Here is a 17,348-nt window from a genome sequence, read left to right on the forward strand (position 1 = left end):
CTGTGTGGGTAGTGCACATGGTCAATTAAGTCTTCTACATCTTTGCGGCAGTTATGCCAATTGCCAATCTTGCCGTTGTGCATGAAGGTCCAGTTTTGCCAAATAAACGGATGGCAATTGCTTCTGTTGACTGCAGTGCCAGTGGTGGCGCGTACATGAGCGAAAAACAAACTTGTCCGAATATGTGCTGCAAGCGAGCGAAGATTGGCATCGTTCCAAGCTGGCAGTACATCTTTAAATAGTCCAGGCGTGGTGCGCTGGGTGTACCAAGCAACACCAAATCCATCGCCATTTGTGACCCAACTAGATTGGTTAGCAGCAAGGCTTTGACTCACTATCGAGTGCTCTTGGTGAAATACCAAGTCTTCTAGGTAAATTTCTGGACCCGCGTAAGCAACCCATCTGCACATGGTGACCTCCTTAAATGGATTGGCAATGTCTTGCAGTCTATTGCATAGCGAAAACTCCACATACTTTGCCCGAGCTGAATATTCGCCGACACTTCGGCTGGACTCTAAAACGCACAAGCGTAAAGACTCTTTACGCTTGCTGTCCCAGAAGTTCTAAGATATTATAAAAAGTAATATTTAATTATTCATTATTATACTACAACCATACTACTTTGGCTCCGACATGATGCGTTAACTTATTGATTTCAAAGGGGAAATTGGCATGTTGTCGGAGTCTTCACACGGCGGGGGTCGGGGGTTCGAAACCCTCACCACGCACCAGAAAATCCCCATTCAATTCAAAAACTTAAACGCATTGGCCTATCGATAGTTCCTGACAGGTCTCAGTTCGTGCGCCGCGCTGTACATTAAAATGCTTAAGTCTTGGTCTGGTTTACAGGGCAAGCCCCTTGGGTTAAAAACTTTTTTTGCTGATGATTCAGTAGATGGAAGGGACGTCATGAGTAAACGATTTATCAGGTGGGTTGAAACATGGATCGAGGAAAACATCCTTCCCGGTGCCAATCCCGACATTGAAAGCCACGAAGTAAAAGCAAAGCGGCTGACGGAAAAACTGTTTGATGAAGCGGTCACTGCTGGCTTCACGACAGCCGAGTCAGAGGAGGAGCGGGAGCAAGTTCTACCCCTGGTACTGGCAGCTGTATCGGACAGCACCGACTTTGATATCGATGTCTATCGTCTCAAGTCGGAACTCGCGAATGAGAATGAAGATGGCGATTGAGCTGGGCAACTGGTACAGTCCTGAGTACTAATTTAATGGTGCGGGACGTTACTGCGATACAAATGGGCTGAGATAAGTTCAATAAATAATCTAGATGATTAAAAGTTGACAAAGCATTTATTTCGCTAACTTCAAACCATTGATCTTCATCAGCAAATAAATATTTTTCATTTCTGCCTTTTCACAATCAGGACCACCTACCCAGCGTGATAAAGCATGGGCAGGAAGTTGTATATGCTTTCCTTCTAATTCCACTTCTACTCTGAAATAGCAGGGGTTGAATTCACGAAATGCAATGACTTTTGCCCAACGCCCGATCGGCCAAGGCTTTTTCATCACGATGACATGGTCCCCAGGCCGCGCCAGACATTTCAAGTTATTTTCATACGCATCTTGAATTTCATTGCTAGAAGTTTTTGCACTGGCACTTGCAAAATCGTTGGCAAATTGAATAAATTGTTCAGCTCTCATACCCCTAGATTCGGTTCGAATGGGCTAATTCTTTAATGCATTTAGAGTGAGACCATATTTTCGAACTGGAGTGCCCGTTCAGCACCAACTGACATTCTTGGATCAAAAAATGATCATCTAAGTATTATTTATATGTAAAGATTCCCCCGACCTTATGGCTAAGTTGTGTACTGAACATTCACTGACCGAATGAATTCACAATAGTAAAAAGGGCGGTTTTGATTTTCATTTTTGAATGTTTCAAGTCTTGACATTACCCACAAAGATCAGAAATAGTTTCAATATCTGAACTATGGAGCAGATATTTCAATCATCATTTCATTGCGTCTGAGCATGGGCAATGTCCACGGTGGGTCGTACCTGGACAATTGCGGCGAGCCTAGGGTTTTTAAGTTATTTTTTTGGGCCCATTCATAGGCTTCCATACTTTTATTCTGAACTTTAGAAAGTGTGTTCAAGCCTGAATAATTTAGGACAACAAAGTATTTCACAGGGATTTCTTTTAAAGTGACAGCATTGTTTTTGGGTTTAGGAATAGATGCAAGCGTGTATTGACTGGGCATTGCGAATTTAACAAGCCACTGTTTTGCCGTTTGCATACTCACTGATTCCTGCTGGGGTTGCAAGGTCACGGGTGCAGTCATGGCTATTTTTTCACTCTGTGATGAACTGGCAGCTTGGTTGTTGCCAAATATGTAGTCAGCAATCAGCCTGAAACCTTTGCTAGATGCCTCGTCCATGTCACCATCGACCAATGTTTCAGCCACTAAGTAAGGTGCGTATTTTCGAATTTCGTAGGAACCTTCTGTCCGCAAAACTTCATACTTGGGTTCTTCGATAGCCATCACGTTTCCTGACCATAAGTAAATTAATAACACAGAAAAGAGAAATTTTGTTGCTGTCATCATATTGTTTCCTGTCAACTGAATCGATGGAGTATTGAATACATGATGCATTATTCACTGTACCGAAGATCGATGCTTGATTGCTTGTTCGTGAATGAGCGTTCGGTCTTCCTTTGTGAGCCTGTTTAGATTTTTTAATTGCATCAACATACGTGGATTTTTGGCTAAGGTATCAGTATGCGTGTGTAAGTAGTCCCAGTACAAAGTTGTGAAAGGGCAGGCATTTTCGCCGACTGATTCGGCAGGATCGAATTGACAGCCTTTGCAATGGTTGCTCATGCGGTCGATATATTTGCCACTCGCTATGTAGGGCTTGCTGGCCATCAGGCCGCCGTCTGCAAATTGACTCATCCCTAAGGTGTTGGGCAACTCTACCCATTCAACGGCATCCACATAAACACTCAAGTACCACTGATGTACTTCTTTGGGATGAACGCCTAAAAGCAATGCATACAGACCAGTCACCATCAAGCGCTGTATGTGGTGGGCATAGCCATGGGTAAGTGTTTGCTCAATAGCATCCCGCAAACAAGCCATTCGTGTGTCCCCTGTCCAGTAAAAACTTGGAAGCGATGCATGTGCATTGTTTGAATTGAGTTCAAGATAGGTCGGCATGTGCGTCCAATAAATACCCCTGACATATTCCCGCCAGCCAAGTATTTGACGAACAAACCCTTCCACTGCTTCCAAGGGTGCATGGCCATTGTTGAAAGCTGTCAAAGCTGAATCTATAACTTCTCGGGGATTTAATAGCTTTAGATTCAACGCGCTTGAAAGGTGAGAGTGGTAAAGCCAAACCTCGCCCTCCCACATGGCGTCTTGGTAAAGTCCAAAGCTAGGAAGACGCATCTTGATGAAATCATCCAAGGCTTCAAGCGCTTGTGCGCGTGTCACTGGCCAAGCAAAAATCTCCAAAGAACCTGGGTGTTTATTGAAACGTGATTGAACGATGTCAATGACTTTTTGGGTTATTGCATCAGGTATAAATCGCGATGGCTTTGGTAAATGGGCCGGCCCCTTTTTGCCAAAGCTTCCTCTGTTGTCCGAGTCAAAATTCCACTTGCCACCGATGGGTTGTTTTCCATTCATCAAAATACCAGTCTTTAACCTGAGCTCTCGGTAGAAAAATTCTTGACGCAATTGTTTACGGCCTTCAGCGTGGGCTGAAAATTCGCGAACGGTGCTGATGAAATGCGTGTCATCCCTGATGTCTATAGGTATACCCAGCTGTTGGGTGATGTGGCGTATGCTTTGCAAGACGCGCCAATCTCCTGGCGCAGTCAAGATGATGTGTTTCGGATTGCATTGCTTAATTGTTTTTTCAAGTTCTTTTGCCAAAGTACCAAGATTGTCTGGGGCATCAATTTCGCTGTAAATGACATGCCAACCTTTGTCCCTTAATGCCGCCGCAAAGTGACGCATAGCACTTAAAAATACAGTGATTCGCTGTTTGGCAGACGCAACGTGCGTAGATTCTTCATCCACTTCCGCCATCCATACCGCATCTTGACCGGGATCAAAATCTACCAGAGCTGATGAATCTTCATTCAGTTGGTCGCCAAGAACTACCACCAGATGACGTACAGGGAATGCCATGGAATCCTAACTAAGTTGCTTGATGTCGGCTCGCAGTACTGTTGATGCTTACTTGCAAACATGTACATATTATTCGAAATTCTTTAGCAGAAAGATCGGCTAAGAATAACGCTGGTGCATCTATGGCTGTGCATTGATGATTATGTAGCGTGGCTTGATTTAGCTTGTCGACAAGCCTCAGAGCAGTACAAGACCTGATCCCAATTCTTAGCCCATGCCTTGCGCCAGCTCATATCTCGCCCACAAACTTTACACGGTTTGCTGGGAAGATTTTTTTATTGCCTTTAAATGAAGCTGTATTCGACATGAATAAATTTTCTGCGTGGGGTGAACTAGCGGAATGGTTAGTCCTTAGAGTTTTAAGCCAAGGGAAGGATACCAGTTCGGTTTTGCAGAGATGATTTAGTCATAAGCTAAATCACCCGTTTGCTTCGGGGTATTCGATCGCACATCCAGTATTTTTCTTCTGGCTATTTCAGCAATGAGTATGCCAAGGGGAGCAGACACCCAAATACACAACAAAATATTCGCAGAAGGGTAATCGCGCAGCACAGGGCCCATCACAAACAGTATGACTCTGAACAGCCAAAAAGCGCCCCACATAGAGCCGGCAAATCTAATCATCCAAATTCTATGGCTGGTTATGTCGCCTCTTCGAATGGCTAACACCCCCATCACGGCACAGCCATAAACAAAAAATGACATTGACCAAAAACCATACATGGACAGGTTTCCGCCATATTCATTGACTGAACCGTGGGAGGCGGCTAACCAAATAGCACAGACTGTACCGACGGTCAAACAAGCAAAAGATATTTTTCCAAGGTAACTGTGCATTGCGGCATTAGCACCTGTTCCAGGTCGCGAAAGCTGGATATGCATGAGTACAAAAACGATGGAATTGAAGCTCAGGTGAGCGTAAAGAAGATTTGTCCTCAATTCGGTCCCATTGAGAAAACGATCATAAAAAGCTGTGCCCCAAGAAGGATGCAATTCATAAGTGGCGCCCCACACAGTGCAGGTATTGGATGGACAAGTGGCCAGTGCGGCTGCCGTTTGGCCAGCTTGCAAACCTAGGTTATCAAGTACATCGTAGATGCCAATAAAAAATGCGATGGCTGCCGGAGCGCCCTCAATCAAGTAGCGGACATTCATGAACAGCAAAAATGCAATGCCGAAAATAATAAATGGTGTAAATTTTTTGCGGGTCAATCCCAGCAACAGTAAACCCACCCAAACAACCAATGCACCAAAGAAAACAGTAAGTCCAAACGGCATTTGCATATGTTGACCTGCTTTAAGCAATTAAAATTGACTGACGCTGTTGCAAATACTATTCTTTACATTATGAGTATGTCAATGGGGTAAGTCGTTAATTTGAATCCCAAAACTTTGCCTCAAAGTTCTTGGCCTCAATAACGTTGTGCGTACTTTGAAACTCGTTTAAAGTACCGTTTCTTTGAGTAACCTTGGAGTGAATTGCCATGAAACGTTTTTTCAAATGGTGTAGTCTGTGGGTGCTACTGACTTTAACTCCGGCTTTCGCGGCCATGACAGAAGCTGAAATTATCAAAGCGCTGTCTTTGCCTGAGAACAGCACAGGCAATATTGCAGATGCAGTGGATGAAGCCACTGGCGCCAGGGGATGGATGTCTGCTGACATGAAGCCTATCTTTGATGCGCGTATCGTGGGTCGCGCGGTTACTGCTGTATTGCGGCCTGTACTCAAAGGCGATACCCGCAAATATCCCAACTATGCTCTGGAAATTTTAGATCAAGCCCCCGAAGGATCGGTGTTGGTGTACGTCATGCAAGACGGGCTGGACATTGCCGCCATGGGTAACTTGATGGGTACAACAGCCAAAGTTCGCAATTTGGCTGGAGCAGTGATTGATGGTGCTGTTCGCGATGTTGCTGAGCTCAGACAAATTGGTTTTCCTGTTTGGTCTCGTCGCATCACGCCAGCAACATCGGTAGGTCGCATGGTGAGTTCTGAAAAGCAAGTGCCCGTCAAATGCGGTGATGTAATGGTCCATCCAGGTGACTACATCGTAGGAGACACCGACGGCATTGTGGTGGTACCTGCTGCGCACGCAGAAAAAATTATCGAGTTGCTGAAACAGTACGACGACAAAGAATCAAAAATGATGCCCATCATCAAAAAAGAAAAATCTATGCTCAAAGCTCTGGAAATTTACAACAGATACTGATTAGTTTTTTTCAAGGCTTGCATACAGCTTGATGAAATGCTCATGGCGTGATTGACCTATCGCTTTAAGGGTTGCATATCCCGCATTCTGCTGGCTCAGCAGTCTCAACTAGATTCATTGTCAAATGAGACTTGAATTCGCAATAGTTGCAGGACCAAGTTTCACACGCGGTACATGGGTTGGGAATCCACAGGCTCTGCAAGGTAAGCCGGTTTCAGCTTTGGTTTTCCAATAGCCTGGCATGTCAGATCTTCTCTTTACCGTGCTTGGTCAATAAAGAAACTGTTTTGTTTCTGTAATTTATTTTCATGATGCCTCCTCATTGAACAACAAACTGCGCGACATAGGTGTAGGCTGGAATGCCTATCAACAAATTCAGTGGAAAAGTGATACCTAGCGACATACCAAAATAAAGTGAAGGTCTGGCTTCAGGTATGGCTGTTCGCAATACAGCAGGTACGGCAATGTATGAAGCACTTGCAGCCAAAACCATTAAAAGTGCTGCGTCACCTGCTGATGCATCAATGATCAATGCGGATATAAGAGCTATACATGCATGAATGATTGGTGCAAAAACAGCGTAAGCAATCAAACTGACAGGCATTCCTTTCAATTGGTGTGAATTTCTAGCTGTCATCAATCCCATGTCTAACAAAAAGAAAGCCAACATTCCTTTGAATAAATCCCCAGAAAATGGTTGCATTGCAATTTTTCCTGTATCGCCAGTAATTAAACCAATGAGCATCGAACCCAAAAGCAAGAGTTGGGCGCCATCGGTGAAAGATTCATGGAGTATTTTTCTAAAAGAAATTGGTTCCGTGAGCTTTGACTGATCTGTTGATATATTTTGAGTATGTAAGCTCGATTCTGAGCTCTGGTGTCTCAAGTTATTCGCTAACAAAACGGCTAAGATTATGGCTGGGGATTCCATCAAAGCCATAGCCGCTGCCATATAGCCGCCGTAACTTATTTCATGATTATCTAGATATTGAACTGCGGTGACAAAAGTAACAGCACTGACTGAACCATAGGTGGCGGAGACGGCTGCTGCGTCAAAATGTGGTAACACTCTTTTGAGTATGAAATATCCAATCAACGGAATGACAATGGCAAGCGCGATTGCAACGCCGAGACTTGCGGCTACTTCTTGTGTAAAGCTTGATTTTGATAATGCAAATCCGCCTTTGAGTCCCAAAGCCATTAATAAATAGAGAGAAAGAAATCTTGAAATTGCGGGAGGAATTTCAAGATTGGATTTCAAACTGGCTGCCACAACGCCAAATATAAAAAAAAGTATGGCTGGGTCAAGTAATGAGTGCATAAAATTTCCTTTTAAAAAATTTTATGTATATTCTTTTTCTTTGTAAAATCAATTTTTAAATATTTAGATATAGATAAAAATCTATGAACATTACCTTCAAAAAATTAAAATTATTTTTGGCATTTGCCGAAACTAAAAGTGTCAGTGCCGCCGCAAAACAAATGTTTGTTACCCAACCGACAGCATCCATGCAACTTATGGAAATTACCAATGCGGTGGGATTGCCGTTGTATGAAATGATTTCAAAAAAAATCTACCTGACAGATACTGGTAAAGAATTGGCTGATACAGCAAGACAGATACTCAATACATGGGCTGCATTTGAACAAAATGTGGATTCAACAAATGGAATCACAAGAGGAAAATTAAAAATTGCAGTAGTCAGCACAGCCAAATATTTCATGCCTCGTTTAATTGGTCAGTTTTGTAAAAAATACCCTGATATAGACGTTTCTCTTGAAATTTTGAATAGAGATGGTGTCGTATCTCGGATGCTGGATAACTTGGATGGCATTTACATCATGTCTCAACCCCCGAAAGATATCGATTTAGATGATGATATTTTTATGGACAATCAACTTGTGGCTATTGCAGCACTAAACTCGCCCCTTGCAAAGCAAAAATCTATTCCACTCAGCACTCTTAAAGACGATAGGTTCATTCTTCGTGAAAAAGGTTCTGGTACAAGAATGACATCAGATAAATTCTTTAAACAATTTAAGTTTTGTCCTAATATACGCATGGAACTAGGAAGCAATGAAGCCATCAAAGAAGCTGTGGCTGGAGGTCTTGGAATTGGTGTGGTATCAAAATACGCATTGCACGGGCGTCAAAAAGAACACGGCGTTTCGATGATTGACATCAAAGGTTTTCCAATCAGCTCTCACTGGCACGTCGTCAATCCTTCAAAAAAACAACTTTCTCCAATCGCCCATGCATTTAAAGCTGAGCTTTTCAGCAGTGCTGTTAAATTTGTTTCTACTACTCGCTCTGCTGGAAGCTCCATTTAAGAAGGCAAAAGGCACTTAGAGTTTCTTGCTCAAAAGGATTGAATGAATCAAAGGTTGCGATGTCCTCATAACGCCTATCTTCCGTGCTAACTTGAACTACTTTATTCCGTAATCTATGGGTATTTCACTGGTTACAAAAGATAGGATGGTTATGAAAACTTTATTTGGTGGGAACAAAAAAGGAAAGCAACACTTTGTGCAAAACTTCGCTTTGTCTTTGAATATAAGCGGGCGAATATACATCAGTGTTATATGCGCGTTTAATAATTTCAGCTTCTAAAAACGGGAAGTACATCACACCTAATACCGTTGGCACAAGATGTTCTGCCTTGGGTTTGCGAGTTGCTAATTTCAAGTCTTTACTGACTTTTTCAATCATCGATTTGCTCATCGTGTAACTGGGCAATAAGAACTGCTCGTAAAGCCATTCGGCCCTCGGACCGCCTTTGCCAGTTTCGTCCACCACAATACGCACTAACTGGGGATGGTGCGCTGCAAACTCAATCAACTTTTTGGCCATGAGCGCGATTGCTTGCATGGCATTCAAATTAGACATCAAGACCTGCACTGAATTCAATTCAGCCATCAATGCCAGTTGCGCTTGACTGACCGCCTCTTGCCACAGCGCTTCTTTGGTGGCGTAGTGGTAGTGAATGAGCGGTTTTGCCACATTTGCTGCCTTCGCAATTTCTAAAATACTGGCGTGGTTGAACCCTTTTTCTGCAAACACATTCAATGCAGCGGTGCGTATGACCGCACTCGCATCTCTGTCGGTGCGTGCGGGTCGTCCTGGCTTACGTTTGGTTACAGCTATGGTCATTTGGTTCGAACTCTAACGGATGAAGACTAGGGAAGTCCCTAGCTTGCTGTTTAATTATGCCAAGCGACATAATTATTTGCAATCAAGCTTGATCAGGATTTAAACCATGCAAATGCCGCGCGGAATGCATTTGGGCTATACACCGGAAGAAATGGCAAGCAGCCCCTATGCCTCTTTTTTTCATAACGACATGGCCATATTGGCTGATCATGTCAAAGAGGCTTTGCTGATTGGCGGTCAGGCCAGCGAATTGTTTCCCTTGGTAGACCGTGCGGCTGAATTGTCAGACCCTGGTTACTGGCCGGTGGAAACGGGTTATGGACTTGGCTTAGATGGCTCGGTGCAGGTGTTTGTGTTGACGCCAATGCCCGGGGTGACACCTACCATGTGGGATTGGTGGTTTGCGTGGCACGGCAGTCAAGCACAACGCTATAAGTTGTGGCATCCACGTGCCCATATCCATGTGGCATGGGCCGATGGCCGAAATGATTTAAACCATTACGTTGGCCGTACCTCTCATGTGGTTGAGTACGTTGGTCGTGAACTGTTAAGCCTCACTATCCGATTTGTACCTCCTTCCAGCATGGGATTGAATGAAGACCGATTAAAGCAGCAAGGCGAAGTCGCGATTTGCGCTCGTGGCGGCATCGCTGGTACACCCATGGAAACCGGTTGGTTGGTTCATCACTTGCGTCCTGTCGAAGGAGGGTGTGAGATGCGTTCACGTTTTTGGTTAGGCGGCCAGAATGTTTGCGCCAGAGGTATGGACAACCGATGGGGGAGGTGGTTGGGTGGACTGGCTGCCCACTTCAACCCATTGAGTCCTACACAGGCCTCAGAACTCTTGGTGCACTGCGCTCAGGAAATGACCCATTTGGCCGCATTGTTGCCAGATCTCTATCAAACATTTGGCCCTACAAAGGCTTGACGCGACCCAAGGAATACACCATGAACAAAAGTCATTCCCAAGGACGCGTGATCAGACGCTCAGATGCTGGTTTTGAAGAAGCGGTGTTGGGCACCAGTTTCACGGTGCGCGACCCTGGGCGTAGACCAGACCTTGTAGTACAAGCCAATGACGTGTATGAAGTGATGGCAGCTGTGCGGCATGCAGCAAAAGACGGCATGCATATTGGCATGTGCTCGGGCGGCCACAGCTGGGCGCAAAACCATATTCGAGACGGCGGGCTGATGCTCGATTTATCTCGTCTCAAAAGTATAGATATCAACGCCACCCAGATGACCGCTGTGATTGGCCCAGGCGTATTGGCTGGTGAATTGAATGCAGCTGTTGTCAAGCATCAACTCTTTTTTCCGACTGCCCATGCCTATACCGTGGGCATGGGGGGGTTCTTGCTGCAAGGTGGCTTTGGTTGGAACAGTCGCAATGTAGGCATGGGTTGTCAAAACGTGATCGGTATTGATGTGGTGTTAGCTGATGGAACATTGGTTCATGCCAGCGCCACAGAGCATCCAGAGTTGTATTGGTCTGCCAGAGGCGCCGGACCCGGTTTTTTCGGTGTGGTGGTGCGTTTCCATTTACAACTGCACAAACGCGCTAAATTCATAGGCTTGAAAACACAGGTGTTTCGTATCCAGCATTTAGAGCAAGTCATGCGCTGGGCAGACCAAGTGGGGCCACAGGTGTCGCCACAGGTGGAATTTCAAATCGTCATGAATCCCAAGGCCTTGTTGATCAATTCTCACGGTATGGAAGTGATTGCGCCAGTGATGGCCGATAGTTGGTCTGAGGCGCGTGAGTTAGTGAGTTTCATGACACGCAGTCCGGTTCGACATTTGTCAAGTTTGCATCTGCCACTGTTGCCTATGTCGTTGGAATTCATGATGAAGACCGGTGAGAAAACGCTGTTTCTCTCCAACACGCGTTGGAGCGCAGACAACATGTGGATGAACGATCCCATAGAGCCCTTGTTGCCAGCGATGCGTGAAATTGCAAACACCCAACCACCGCATCCCAGCCATGTGCTGTGGCTTAACTGGAACGGTCCCGCTCAGCGACCTGACATGGCCTTTTCGGTGGAACACAGAACCTATCTTGCGCTTTATTGCGGCTTGGGCAATGGCGTTGATGAAGCCCAACACGTGAATTGGGCAACAGACCACATGAAGGCATTGGAGTCATGGAGTCGAGGCATCCAACTCGCTGATGAAAACCTCGCACGTCGGCCCGCCAAATTTGTGTCGGACGCCAACATGGCGCGTCTCGATCAAGCCAGAGCAAAGTATGACCCAGAGGGACGCTTTCATCCTTGGATGGGTCGATTACCGATCCAAAGTTCATGACCATGACCACTGCCGTTGATACAAAAGCGCCATTCATACTTTGGGGCACACCGCACTCGCTGTACACGGGTAAGGCACGGTCTTGTCTGATCAAGAAAGGTCTGTCTTTTCAGGAAAAATGTCCCTCGCATCCTGATTACAAAAAGCGCGTTCGACCAGCTGTTGGAATGGTGACTTTTCCTGTGCTCGAAACGCCTGAGGGGCAATTCATTCAAGACTCTACAGACATCGTTACTTATCTTGACGGGTTGGAAGATATAACGTCGCCTACTAGCATGAGGCCGTCCACACCTGTACAACTGGTGGTGGCACGATTGATCGATGGTTTTGGTCTTGAAGGTATGTTGCAGCCTGCAATGCATTACCGATGGAGCTACCGCGATGAGCAAGAGCTGTACTTACAGACCGAATTTGGGCGGGGACTGTATGGCGCTGAGGATCGCGAAGCAAGGCGTGCGGCTGGCAGGCGGGTGATGGATTTCTTCAGTTCCAGTTTGCCAGCGCTGGGTATCAATCCACAGACAGCCCCTTTGATTGAAACTGCATACGAGGAACTGCTGGAAATATTAGATATTCATTTTCAGCGTTACCCCTATGTGATGGGATATCGCGTGAGTATTGCCGACCTTGGCCTCATCGCACCCTTGTACGCTCACCTCGGGCGAGATCCATACCCTGCTGCGTTGATGAAAAAGCGTGCGCCAAATGTTGCACGTTGGGTAGAGCGCATGCAAATGCCTAATATGCCAGATGGCGAATACACAACAGATGTTGCTGATTGGTTATCGGAAGACGCCATTCCGATGACGTTGGAGCCGCTGCTGGCATTGATTTTCAAGGACTGGGGGCCACAGCTTGTGGCTGACCTTTCCATTTACCAGCGATGGATCAACGCCCATCCTGACAAACAAACTGGAGATCTCATCAACGTCAACGACAGTCGATTGGTTCACCCCACACTGGGCATGGTCAGCTATGAATGGCGAGGTATTCGTGTGCAACGCGCTAGTGCAGTTCATGGCTTGTGGTTGTTTCAATTAACGCAGAATGTAGTGCATGCAATGTCATCCGAGGCGTCGCAACGCTTCGCTGCATTGCTCAAGCGAACGGGGGGACAGGCAGTGATGGATTTGACTTTTCCGCTTCCCATGGCTCGACTCAACAACGTGTTGGTTTTGAGCTAGAAGAAGACATTTTTCATGAAATCCTCGTCCGATATGTTGTCACTCATTTTGACCAAGGTGATGTGCGACACCCATGCCACGGCTCAATCCATTCAATCTGCAGATAGCGTTCTTTAGGCTTCAAGAAAAAAAGCTCAATGCCCAGATCTCAGTTGATCCAGCGTGACAAATTCAAGGGCTTTTGAGTGCGTGCTTTCCAAAATCACAGGAGGTGCCACACCAGCTGCAAAGGCCTCTTTCCAACGCAAGGCACACAAGCACCACTTATCACCATGTTTAAGTCCTTTGAATCTGTATTCAGGCCGCGGTGTCTTCAAATCGTTTCCTTGCTTGAGGGTGAAATCTAAAAAATCCTGCGTGATACGGGCGCAAACGACGTGACTTCCATGGTCCTGACTGTCAGTCTTGCAGCAGCCATCTCTGAAAAATCCAGTCAGCGGGTCATAAGAGCATGGAATCAATTCAGTACCAAGTACGTTGAGGGTTTGTTTAATCATGAGCGTGCACTTTCTTGATCACAAATTCCATCAATCCCTCACAAGCTTCCTCAACCAAATCGAGAACGTATTCAAAATTCTTTTCGTCACCATAGTAGGGGTCAGGAATCACAGTGGCATCGGAAGTTTTTAAAAACTCTGCAAACCCTCTTATTTTGTGGTGTAGAAGGGGAGGACAACGTTGCTCAAGTAAGGCGCGGTTGTCCCAATCCATGGTGATCAGTAAGTCAAAGTTTTCAAAATCGCCTTCGTTGACAGCCCGCGCCCTTAAATTGGAAAGGTCGTATCCACGTTTCAGTGCATGCAATTGACTGCGCGAGTCAGGAGGAGAGTTAGGATGATAGTTGTGCGTACCAGCTGAATCTACATGGATTTGTTCATCGAGTTTGCTATTTTTCAGTTTTGTTTTAAATACGCCTTCAGCAGTAGGACTGCGACAAATATTGCCCATGCAAACAAACAGTATTTTGAGTTTGTGATCATTCATTTTTTTACGAAAAGTTAAAAATCAAATCCGAGTTGTATGTCGTCTTTTGGGGGTTGCCGAGATTGTTTGACAACGGGTTTGTGCTTTTGACGAGATGCATGCTTTTCAACCACTTCTTTTTTGCCAGCCCTGACTGATGGGGTTTGTCTGAGCTGGTGAAGTCTTTGTTTAGATTCCCGCGTGGCCATGGCCAAGTCCACCACAGGTTCAACGATGTCGATTTCATTAACTCTGGGAATGGGTGAGTCTTGGGGAATCAGCCAAGGTTGGAACAACCAAGGTTGTGGAACAGCTCTCATTCGGGGTAGCCAATGCCTGACAAAATTGCCGTTCGGATCATGGTCTTGCGCTTGCTTGATAGGGTTATATACCCGGGTCGTGTTGATGCCCGTGGTTCCGGACTGCATTTGCAGTTGGCTCCAATGGATACCGGGTTCGTAATCTAAAAATTGTGTAGCCAGCCAATTCCCCACCTCACGCCAGTGCAGCCAAAGCGGATAAGCTGCGACTGAAACCAACATGGCACGCATGCGGAAATTCAGCCATCCCGTTTCCCTGAGCATCACTACGCAGGCGTCAACCATAGGCCAACCAGTTCTTGCATCTTTGAGCGCTTCAAAATATTCGTCATTGAAATCTTTCTCCCGAAGTCCATCGTAGCCACGGTGCATGTTTTGCCACTCAATAGCAGGCTCACTCTCCAGTTTTTGTATGAAATGACAATGCCAGTGAAGGCGGCTGATAAAAGCGGTTAGGCCAGCACGGTGTCGACTGGCCTGTGGTGGAATTTGAGCAAGTTGTGCTCGGGTTTGCTGCACCACTTCGCGCATGCTGATGCAACCATAGGTCAAGTATGCGGATATTCGCGAGCATGCATCGGGTGCCGACAGAGGAGAGGAAATACCGCCTCGGTAACCAATGCTGCGTGCATGTAGAAAACTATGTAAAGTTTTCAAAGCGAGTGTGCGGCCCCCGAGCTGTCGCTGAGGTGGGTTATGTTGCAAGTGTGATGGGGCGTTGATTGTCAGACCACCTGTGCTGGGCGGGCGCCAAAAACGCATGACCTCACAATGTGTTTGAGGCGTGCGCATATGCTGCTCCCATGCGCTTTGCCACACGTCACGATTCTTTAGACGACGTACAACGCCAAACTGAGCAAATTCATGCCAAGGAATAGCTTGATGTCGACACCAATCAGCTACTTTCTGGTCACGCGAATAAGTCCATCCGTTACCTGTTTCTTCATGTGAATACAGAGTATTGAATGGCGCCTCTTTCCAAATGTCAGACAAAACTGTGACCATGTCGCCATGATGAATCTCAATTTGGCCACCCAAACTGCGTAAATATGCATCCACATCTTGCAAGGACTCGCGGATGAATTCAAAGTGCTGAAGTGCCGTGTCGGGTTGAAGCCAGAGTTCTGGCTCAACGACGTAGATACAGCGCACGGGTCCTTGTTTGCTAGCCTGCGTAAGCGCTTCATGGTCGTGCCATCGTAAATCGCGCTTGAACCAGACTAAGGCATAACTCATTTCAAATACCTACCAGTTAGAAGCGTTAGGAAATTTTTGGCATGACAACCGGTACTGCCAAGCAAATACCAGCAATTACTGTGAGTTGAAGTCTCATGCTCAACCATTGCGACACACCAAATTGCGGATATCTTTTGAAGTCTACAAAAAAACAAATCCACAGGGTAATGAATTGAATTTCCAGTCCCCAATGGGTGCCAACAATCAAACTGCCCCATGCCATGAGGCTAGGAATAACGCCCCAAATAATGGCAATAGGATCAGGCTGTTCCTCACGCATGGCCAGTCCCCAATGGATAGCGCCCAAGAAACTGATAATGGTTGCTCCATAAGCCAGTAAGCTGAACAAGTTGGTTGACTGTTGTATGCCATTCAATAAAACCGACAGTGCAGATAAGCAAATAAATGGAATGAGTCCTGCGTATCCAATGGTTTTAGCTATCAACGACGGTGATGAGGGATTTGTATGCATGATGTAGTAGTTTCAATTGAATGATTTAAAAGGAGTACCCAAGCAATTGATTGGCAGCGTAGTTACGGTACAGACTTTGTGAGACAGGAATTCACGGATGAAAGACGCGGCCTTGTGCCGTTTGGTGTAACCACTCAATAACAACACGCTTACCATAGCGTGTTACTTTGGACACGACTTTGTTCAGACTCCCAATCAAATCTATGGATTTACCGCCGATAGTGAATAAAGACCACAAGTCATTTTTAATCCAATTTAAGAGAGGGGTTGCGACTGCTCTGAAAACCATGCTCAGTAATATCGACTGGGTTTTTTGTTTCTGGGGCGGCTTCATATGTTGATAATGTGGGCATGCACATTTTTTCGCCGTCCCAAACTTGGCCACACCAACAAACACCTTCAGTATTGATGATGCAAGTACCAGTACCACAGCATCTTGGGTCTTCGCTCATGGTTGCTCCTTTTTCTCAGGTGTAAGTTTTAGCAATTGGCTCTTCGGTGATCTGCAATGTGGCGGTCATTGAACTTCATAGATGGATCTCTCAAGGCACGATGTTTGGTTGCTCTACCAGTAACTCTCTTTCTCCACATCCTAAAAGAAGGGGGCTTTAATTCAGAACGCATGAGACGTATGACCTCTGCTTCTGTCATCCCGAAGCGCTCTTTGATAGTTTCAAAAGAAGTGCGGTCTTCCCATGCCATTTGTATAACATGGGATATGTCGCCTGCAGTCAAGCCCTTGTGATTAATGAATTTGAGGACTGACATTGAGAGTAGTAGGTTGAGATCTGAGGTGAAGGATTGAAAAATTCTGACTAGATTTATGAGTATTGACCCTGTGAATAATACAATTTTTTGTGAATTTATGTTAGGTTAACTCAATGTATGGTCATGCTTTGAGTTTGTAAGTGGGGGACAAAAACAATGAATTAACTACCAAGGGCTTGAAAAAATGCAGGACACATCGCAAGCTTTTGGCCACTTAAATGATGTTTTGCGCTTGCTTAGAGTATTTGTGCGCTTACGCCCTTGGCTGCAACGCAGCTCGAAGGCATTGCCAGATAACAAAAAAATATATCCCTTACCAGCCGCTGCTACCTGGTTCACCCTTAAAGGGTCCTGACAGATCAGGCGTGATCCATCCGCCATAAAAACCACCAGACTGTGGAACAACCTTTGCTCCATCTATCATGCAGTCAAGATGGTGTGCATAAAAAGCAATGCAATCAGCAAGTGGCTCTGCGCCTGTCAACGGTTGCGGATAGCTCCAAGCCACTCTGGGTAAACATCGTTCGCTATCAAACAGATCCCAATAAAGGGCAGGACCTTTCCATTCACAAAAAGA

21 protein-coding genes are annotated in these 17,348 nt (G+C 45.7%); 6 read left to right on the forward strand and 15 right to left on the reverse strand.

The features are described from left to right. A partial coding sequence (locus tag AC9UG7_RS03445) for a class II glutamine amidotransferase (RefSeq protein ID WP_509584165.1) occupies positions 1–410 on the reverse strand: 410 nt, incomplete at its 3' end. Positions 411–909: 499 nt separating this feature from the next. On the opposite strand from AC9UG7_RS03445, the gene AC9UG7_RS03450 reads away from it, so the two are divergent. Continuing rightward, positions 910–1,191, forward strand: coding sequence for a DUF768 domain-containing protein (locus tag AC9UG7_RS03450; RefSeq protein ID WP_509584168.1), 282 nt, complete (start codon positions 910–912; stop codon positions 1,189–1,191). Between the two features lie 117 nt (positions 1,192–1,308). On the opposite strand, the gene AC9UG7_RS03455 is transcribed toward AC9UG7_RS03450, so the two are convergent. From AC9UG7_RS03455 to AC9UG7_RS03475, 5 genes are all read right to left on the reverse strand, one after another. After that, positions 1,309–1,662, reverse strand: coding sequence for a hypothetical protein (locus AC9UG7_RS03455; protein ID WP_509584171.1), 354 nt, complete (start codon positions 1,660–1,662; stop codon positions 1,309–1,311). Positions 1,663–1,952: 290 nt separating this feature from the next. Then, complete coding sequence (locus AC9UG7_RS03460; protein WP_509584174.1) at positions 1,953–2,570, reverse strand: SOUL family heme-binding protein; 618 nt, start codon at positions 2,568–2,570, stop codon at positions 1,953–1,955. A gap of 51 nt (positions 2,571–2,621) precedes the next feature. Next, complete coding sequence (locus AC9UG7_RS03465) at positions 2,622–4,163, reverse strand: cryptochrome/photolyase family protein (RefSeq protein ID WP_509584177.1); 1,542 nt, start codon at positions 4,161–4,163, stop codon at positions 2,622–2,624. A gap of 140 nt (positions 4,164–4,303) precedes the next feature. Then, positions 4,304–4,396, reverse strand: a complete 93-nt coding sequence (locus AC9UG7_RS03470) for a DUF2256 domain-containing protein (protein ID WP_509584180.1) — start codon at positions 4,394–4,396, stop codon at positions 4,304–4,306. Between the two features lie 169 nt (positions 4,397–4,565). Continuing rightward, the gene (locus AC9UG7_RS03475; RefSeq protein WP_509584183.1) at positions 4,566–5,384 is read right to left on the reverse strand and encodes a DUF2306 domain-containing protein; all 819 of its coding nucleotides are present in this window, start codon (positions 5,382–5,384) and stop codon (positions 4,566–4,568) included. Between the two features lie 263 nt (positions 5,385–5,647). Between AC9UG7_RS03475 and AC9UG7_RS03480 the strand changes: the two genes are divergently transcribed. After that, complete coding sequence (locus AC9UG7_RS03480; RefSeq protein ID WP_509584186.1) at positions 5,648–6,373, forward strand: RraA family protein; 726 nt, start codon at positions 5,648–5,650, stop codon at positions 6,371–6,373. A 319-nt stretch (positions 6,374–6,692) separates the two neighbouring features. On the opposite strand, the gene AC9UG7_RS03485 is transcribed toward AC9UG7_RS03480, so the two are convergent. Beyond that, positions 6,693–7,694: a sodium-dependent bicarbonate transport family permease gene (locus AC9UG7_RS03485; RefSeq protein ID WP_509584189.1), complete on the reverse strand. Its 1,002-nt coding sequence runs from the start codon at positions 7,692–7,694 to the stop codon at positions 6,693–6,695. 83 nt (positions 7,695–7,777) lie between these two features. Between AC9UG7_RS03485 and AC9UG7_RS03490 the strand changes: the two genes are divergently transcribed. Next, positions 7,778–8,704, forward strand: coding sequence for a LysR family transcriptional regulator (locus AC9UG7_RS03490; protein ID WP_509584191.1), 927 nt, complete (start codon positions 7,778–7,780; stop codon positions 8,702–8,704). Between the two features lie 160 nt (positions 8,705–8,864). On the opposite strand, the gene AC9UG7_RS03495 is transcribed toward AC9UG7_RS03490, so the two are convergent. Then, positions 8,865–9,524: a TetR/AcrR family transcriptional regulator gene (locus AC9UG7_RS03495; protein WP_509584194.1), complete on the reverse strand. Its 660-nt coding sequence runs from the start codon at positions 9,522–9,524 to the stop codon at positions 8,865–8,867. A 106-nt stretch (positions 9,525–9,630) separates the two neighbouring features. On the opposite strand from AC9UG7_RS03495, the gene AC9UG7_RS03500 reads away from it, so the two are divergent. From AC9UG7_RS03500 to AC9UG7_RS03510, 3 genes are read left to right on the forward strand one after another with little or no spacing between them, the layout of a single operon-like run. Next, the gene (locus tag AC9UG7_RS03500) at positions 9,631–10,452 is read left to right on the forward strand and encodes a DAPG hydrolase family protein (RefSeq protein WP_509584197.1); all 822 of its coding nucleotides are present in this window, start codon (positions 9,631–9,633) and stop codon (positions 10,450–10,452) included. 20 nt (positions 10,453–10,472) lie between these two features. Then, complete coding sequence (locus tag AC9UG7_RS03505) at positions 10,473–11,828, forward strand: FAD-binding oxidoreductase (protein WP_509584200.1); 1,356 nt, start codon at positions 10,473–10,475, stop codon at positions 11,826–11,828. Next, positions 11,825–13,012: a glutathione S-transferase family protein gene (locus AC9UG7_RS03510; protein ID WP_509584203.1), complete on the forward strand. Its 1,188-nt coding sequence runs from the start codon at positions 11,825–11,827 to the stop codon at positions 13,010–13,012. Before AC9UG7_RS03505 ends, AC9UG7_RS03510 begins: the two co-directional genes overlap by 4 nt. 134 nt (positions 13,013–13,146) lie before the next feature. Here AC9UG7_RS03510 and AC9UG7_RS03515 read toward each other — a convergent pair whose 3' ends face one another. The 7 genes from AC9UG7_RS03515 to AC9UG7_RS03545 form a co-directional block, all read right to left on the reverse strand. Beyond that, on the reverse strand, positions 13,147–13,509 hold the full coding sequence (locus AC9UG7_RS03515; RefSeq protein ID WP_509584206.1) for a DUF2237 family protein: 363 nt from the start codon (positions 13,507–13,509) through the stop codon (positions 13,147–13,149). Further along, positions 13,502–13,996, reverse strand: coding sequence for a low molecular weight protein-tyrosine-phosphatase (locus tag AC9UG7_RS03520; protein ID WP_509584209.1), 495 nt, complete (start codon positions 13,994–13,996; stop codon positions 13,502–13,504). The genes AC9UG7_RS03515 and AC9UG7_RS03520 overlap by 8 nt, the downstream gene beginning before the upstream one ends. Positions 13,997–14,010: 14 nt before the next feature. Further along, on the reverse strand, positions 14,011–15,531 hold the full coding sequence (locus AC9UG7_RS03525; protein WP_509584212.1) for a cryptochrome/deoxyribodipyrimidine photo-lyase family protein: 1,521 nt from the start codon (positions 15,529–15,531) through the stop codon (positions 14,011–14,013). A 25-nt stretch (positions 15,532–15,556) separates the two neighbouring features. Further along, positions 15,557–16,003 (reverse strand): DUF3429 domain-containing protein, encoded by a 447-nt coding sequence (locus AC9UG7_RS03530; protein ID WP_509584215.1) that lies wholly within the window; start codon positions 16,001–16,003, stop codon positions 15,557–15,559. 245 nt (positions 16,004–16,248) lie between these two features. Beyond that, positions 16,249–16,455, reverse strand: coding sequence for a hypothetical protein (locus tag AC9UG7_RS03535; protein ID WP_509584218.1), 207 nt, complete (start codon positions 16,453–16,455; stop codon positions 16,249–16,251). A 28-nt stretch (positions 16,456–16,483) separates the two neighbouring features. Then, complete coding sequence (locus tag AC9UG7_RS03540) at positions 16,484–16,771, reverse strand: TIGR03643 family protein (protein ID WP_509584221.1); 288 nt, start codon at positions 16,769–16,771, stop codon at positions 16,484–16,486. A gap of 313 nt (positions 16,772–17,084) precedes the next feature. Beyond that, positions 17,085–17,348 (reverse strand): DUF427 domain-containing protein (locus tag AC9UG7_RS03545; RefSeq protein WP_509584223.1); only part of this gene is annotated, 264 nt, incomplete at its 5' end.

The organism is Limnohabitans sp. (assembly GCF_046052765.1).
Classification (GTDB): domain Bacteria; phylum Pseudomonadota; class Gammaproteobacteria; order Burkholderiales; family Burkholderiaceae_C; genus Limnohabitans.

Coding starts and splice junctions, on each gene's coding strand:
- AC9UG7_RS03530 (WP_509584215.1), bottom strand. CDS start 16,003: ATGCATACAAATCCCTCATCACCGTCGTTGATAGCTAAAACCATTGGA.
- AC9UG7_RS03485 (WP_509584189.1), bottom strand. CDS start 7,694: ATGCACTCATTACTTGACCCAGCCATACTTTTTTTTATATTTGGCGTT.
- AC9UG7_RS03480 (WP_509584186.1), top strand. CDS start 5,648: ATGAAACGTTTTTTCAAATGGTGTAGTCTGTGGGTGCTACTGACTTTA.
- AC9UG7_RS03515 (WP_509584206.1), bottom strand. CDS start 13,509: ATGATTAAACAAACCCTCAACGTACTTGGTACTGAATTGATTCCATGC.
- AC9UG7_RS03450 (WP_509584168.1), top strand. CDS start 910: ATGAGTAAACGATTTATCAGGTGGGTTGAAACATGGATCGAGGAAAAC.
- AC9UG7_RS03525 (WP_509584212.1), bottom strand. CDS start 15,531: ATGAGTTATGCCTTAGTCTGGTTCAAGCGCGATTTACGATGGCACGAC.
- AC9UG7_RS03535 (WP_509584218.1), bottom strand. CDS start 16,455: ATGAGCGAAGACCCAAGATGCTGTGGTACTGGTACTTGCATCATCAAT.
- AC9UG7_RS03455 (WP_509584171.1), bottom strand. CDS start 1,662: ATGAGAGCTGAACAATTTATTCAATTTGCCAACGATTTTGCAAGTGCC.
- AC9UG7_RS03510 (WP_509584203.1), top strand. CDS start 11,825: ATGACCATGACCACTGCCGTTGATACAAAAGCGCCATTCATACTTTGG.
- AC9UG7_RS03470 (WP_509584180.1), bottom strand. CDS start 4,396: ATGAGCTGGCGCAAGGCATGGGCTAAGAATTGGGATCAGGTCTTGTAC.
- AC9UG7_RS03520 (WP_509584209.1), bottom strand. CDS start 13,996: ATGAATGATCACAAACTCAAAATACTGTTTGTTTGCATGGGCAATATT.
- AC9UG7_RS03505 (WP_509584200.1), top strand. CDS start 10,473: ATGAACAAAAGTCATTCCCAAGGACGCGTGATCAGACGCTCAGATGCT.
- AC9UG7_RS03465 (WP_509584177.1), bottom strand. CDS start 4,163: ATGGCATTCCCTGTACGTCATCTGGTGGTAGTTCTTGGCGACCAACTG.
- AC9UG7_RS03540 (WP_509584221.1), bottom strand. CDS start 16,771: ATGTCAGTCCTCAAATTCATTAATCACAAGGGCTTGACTGCAGGCGAC.
- AC9UG7_RS03495 (WP_509584194.1), bottom strand. CDS start 9,524: ATGACCATAGCTGTAACCAAACGTAAGCCAGGACGACCCGCACGCACC.
- AC9UG7_RS03490 (WP_509584191.1), top strand. CDS start 7,778: ATGAACATTACCTTCAAAAAATTAAAATTATTTTTGGCATTTGCCGAA.
- AC9UG7_RS03500 (WP_509584197.1), top strand. CDS start 9,631: ATGCAAATGCCGCGCGGAATGCATTTGGGCTATACACCGGAAGAAATG.
- AC9UG7_RS03460 (WP_509584174.1), bottom strand. CDS start 2,570: ATGATGACAGCAACAAAATTTCTCTTTTCTGTGTTATTAATTTACTTA.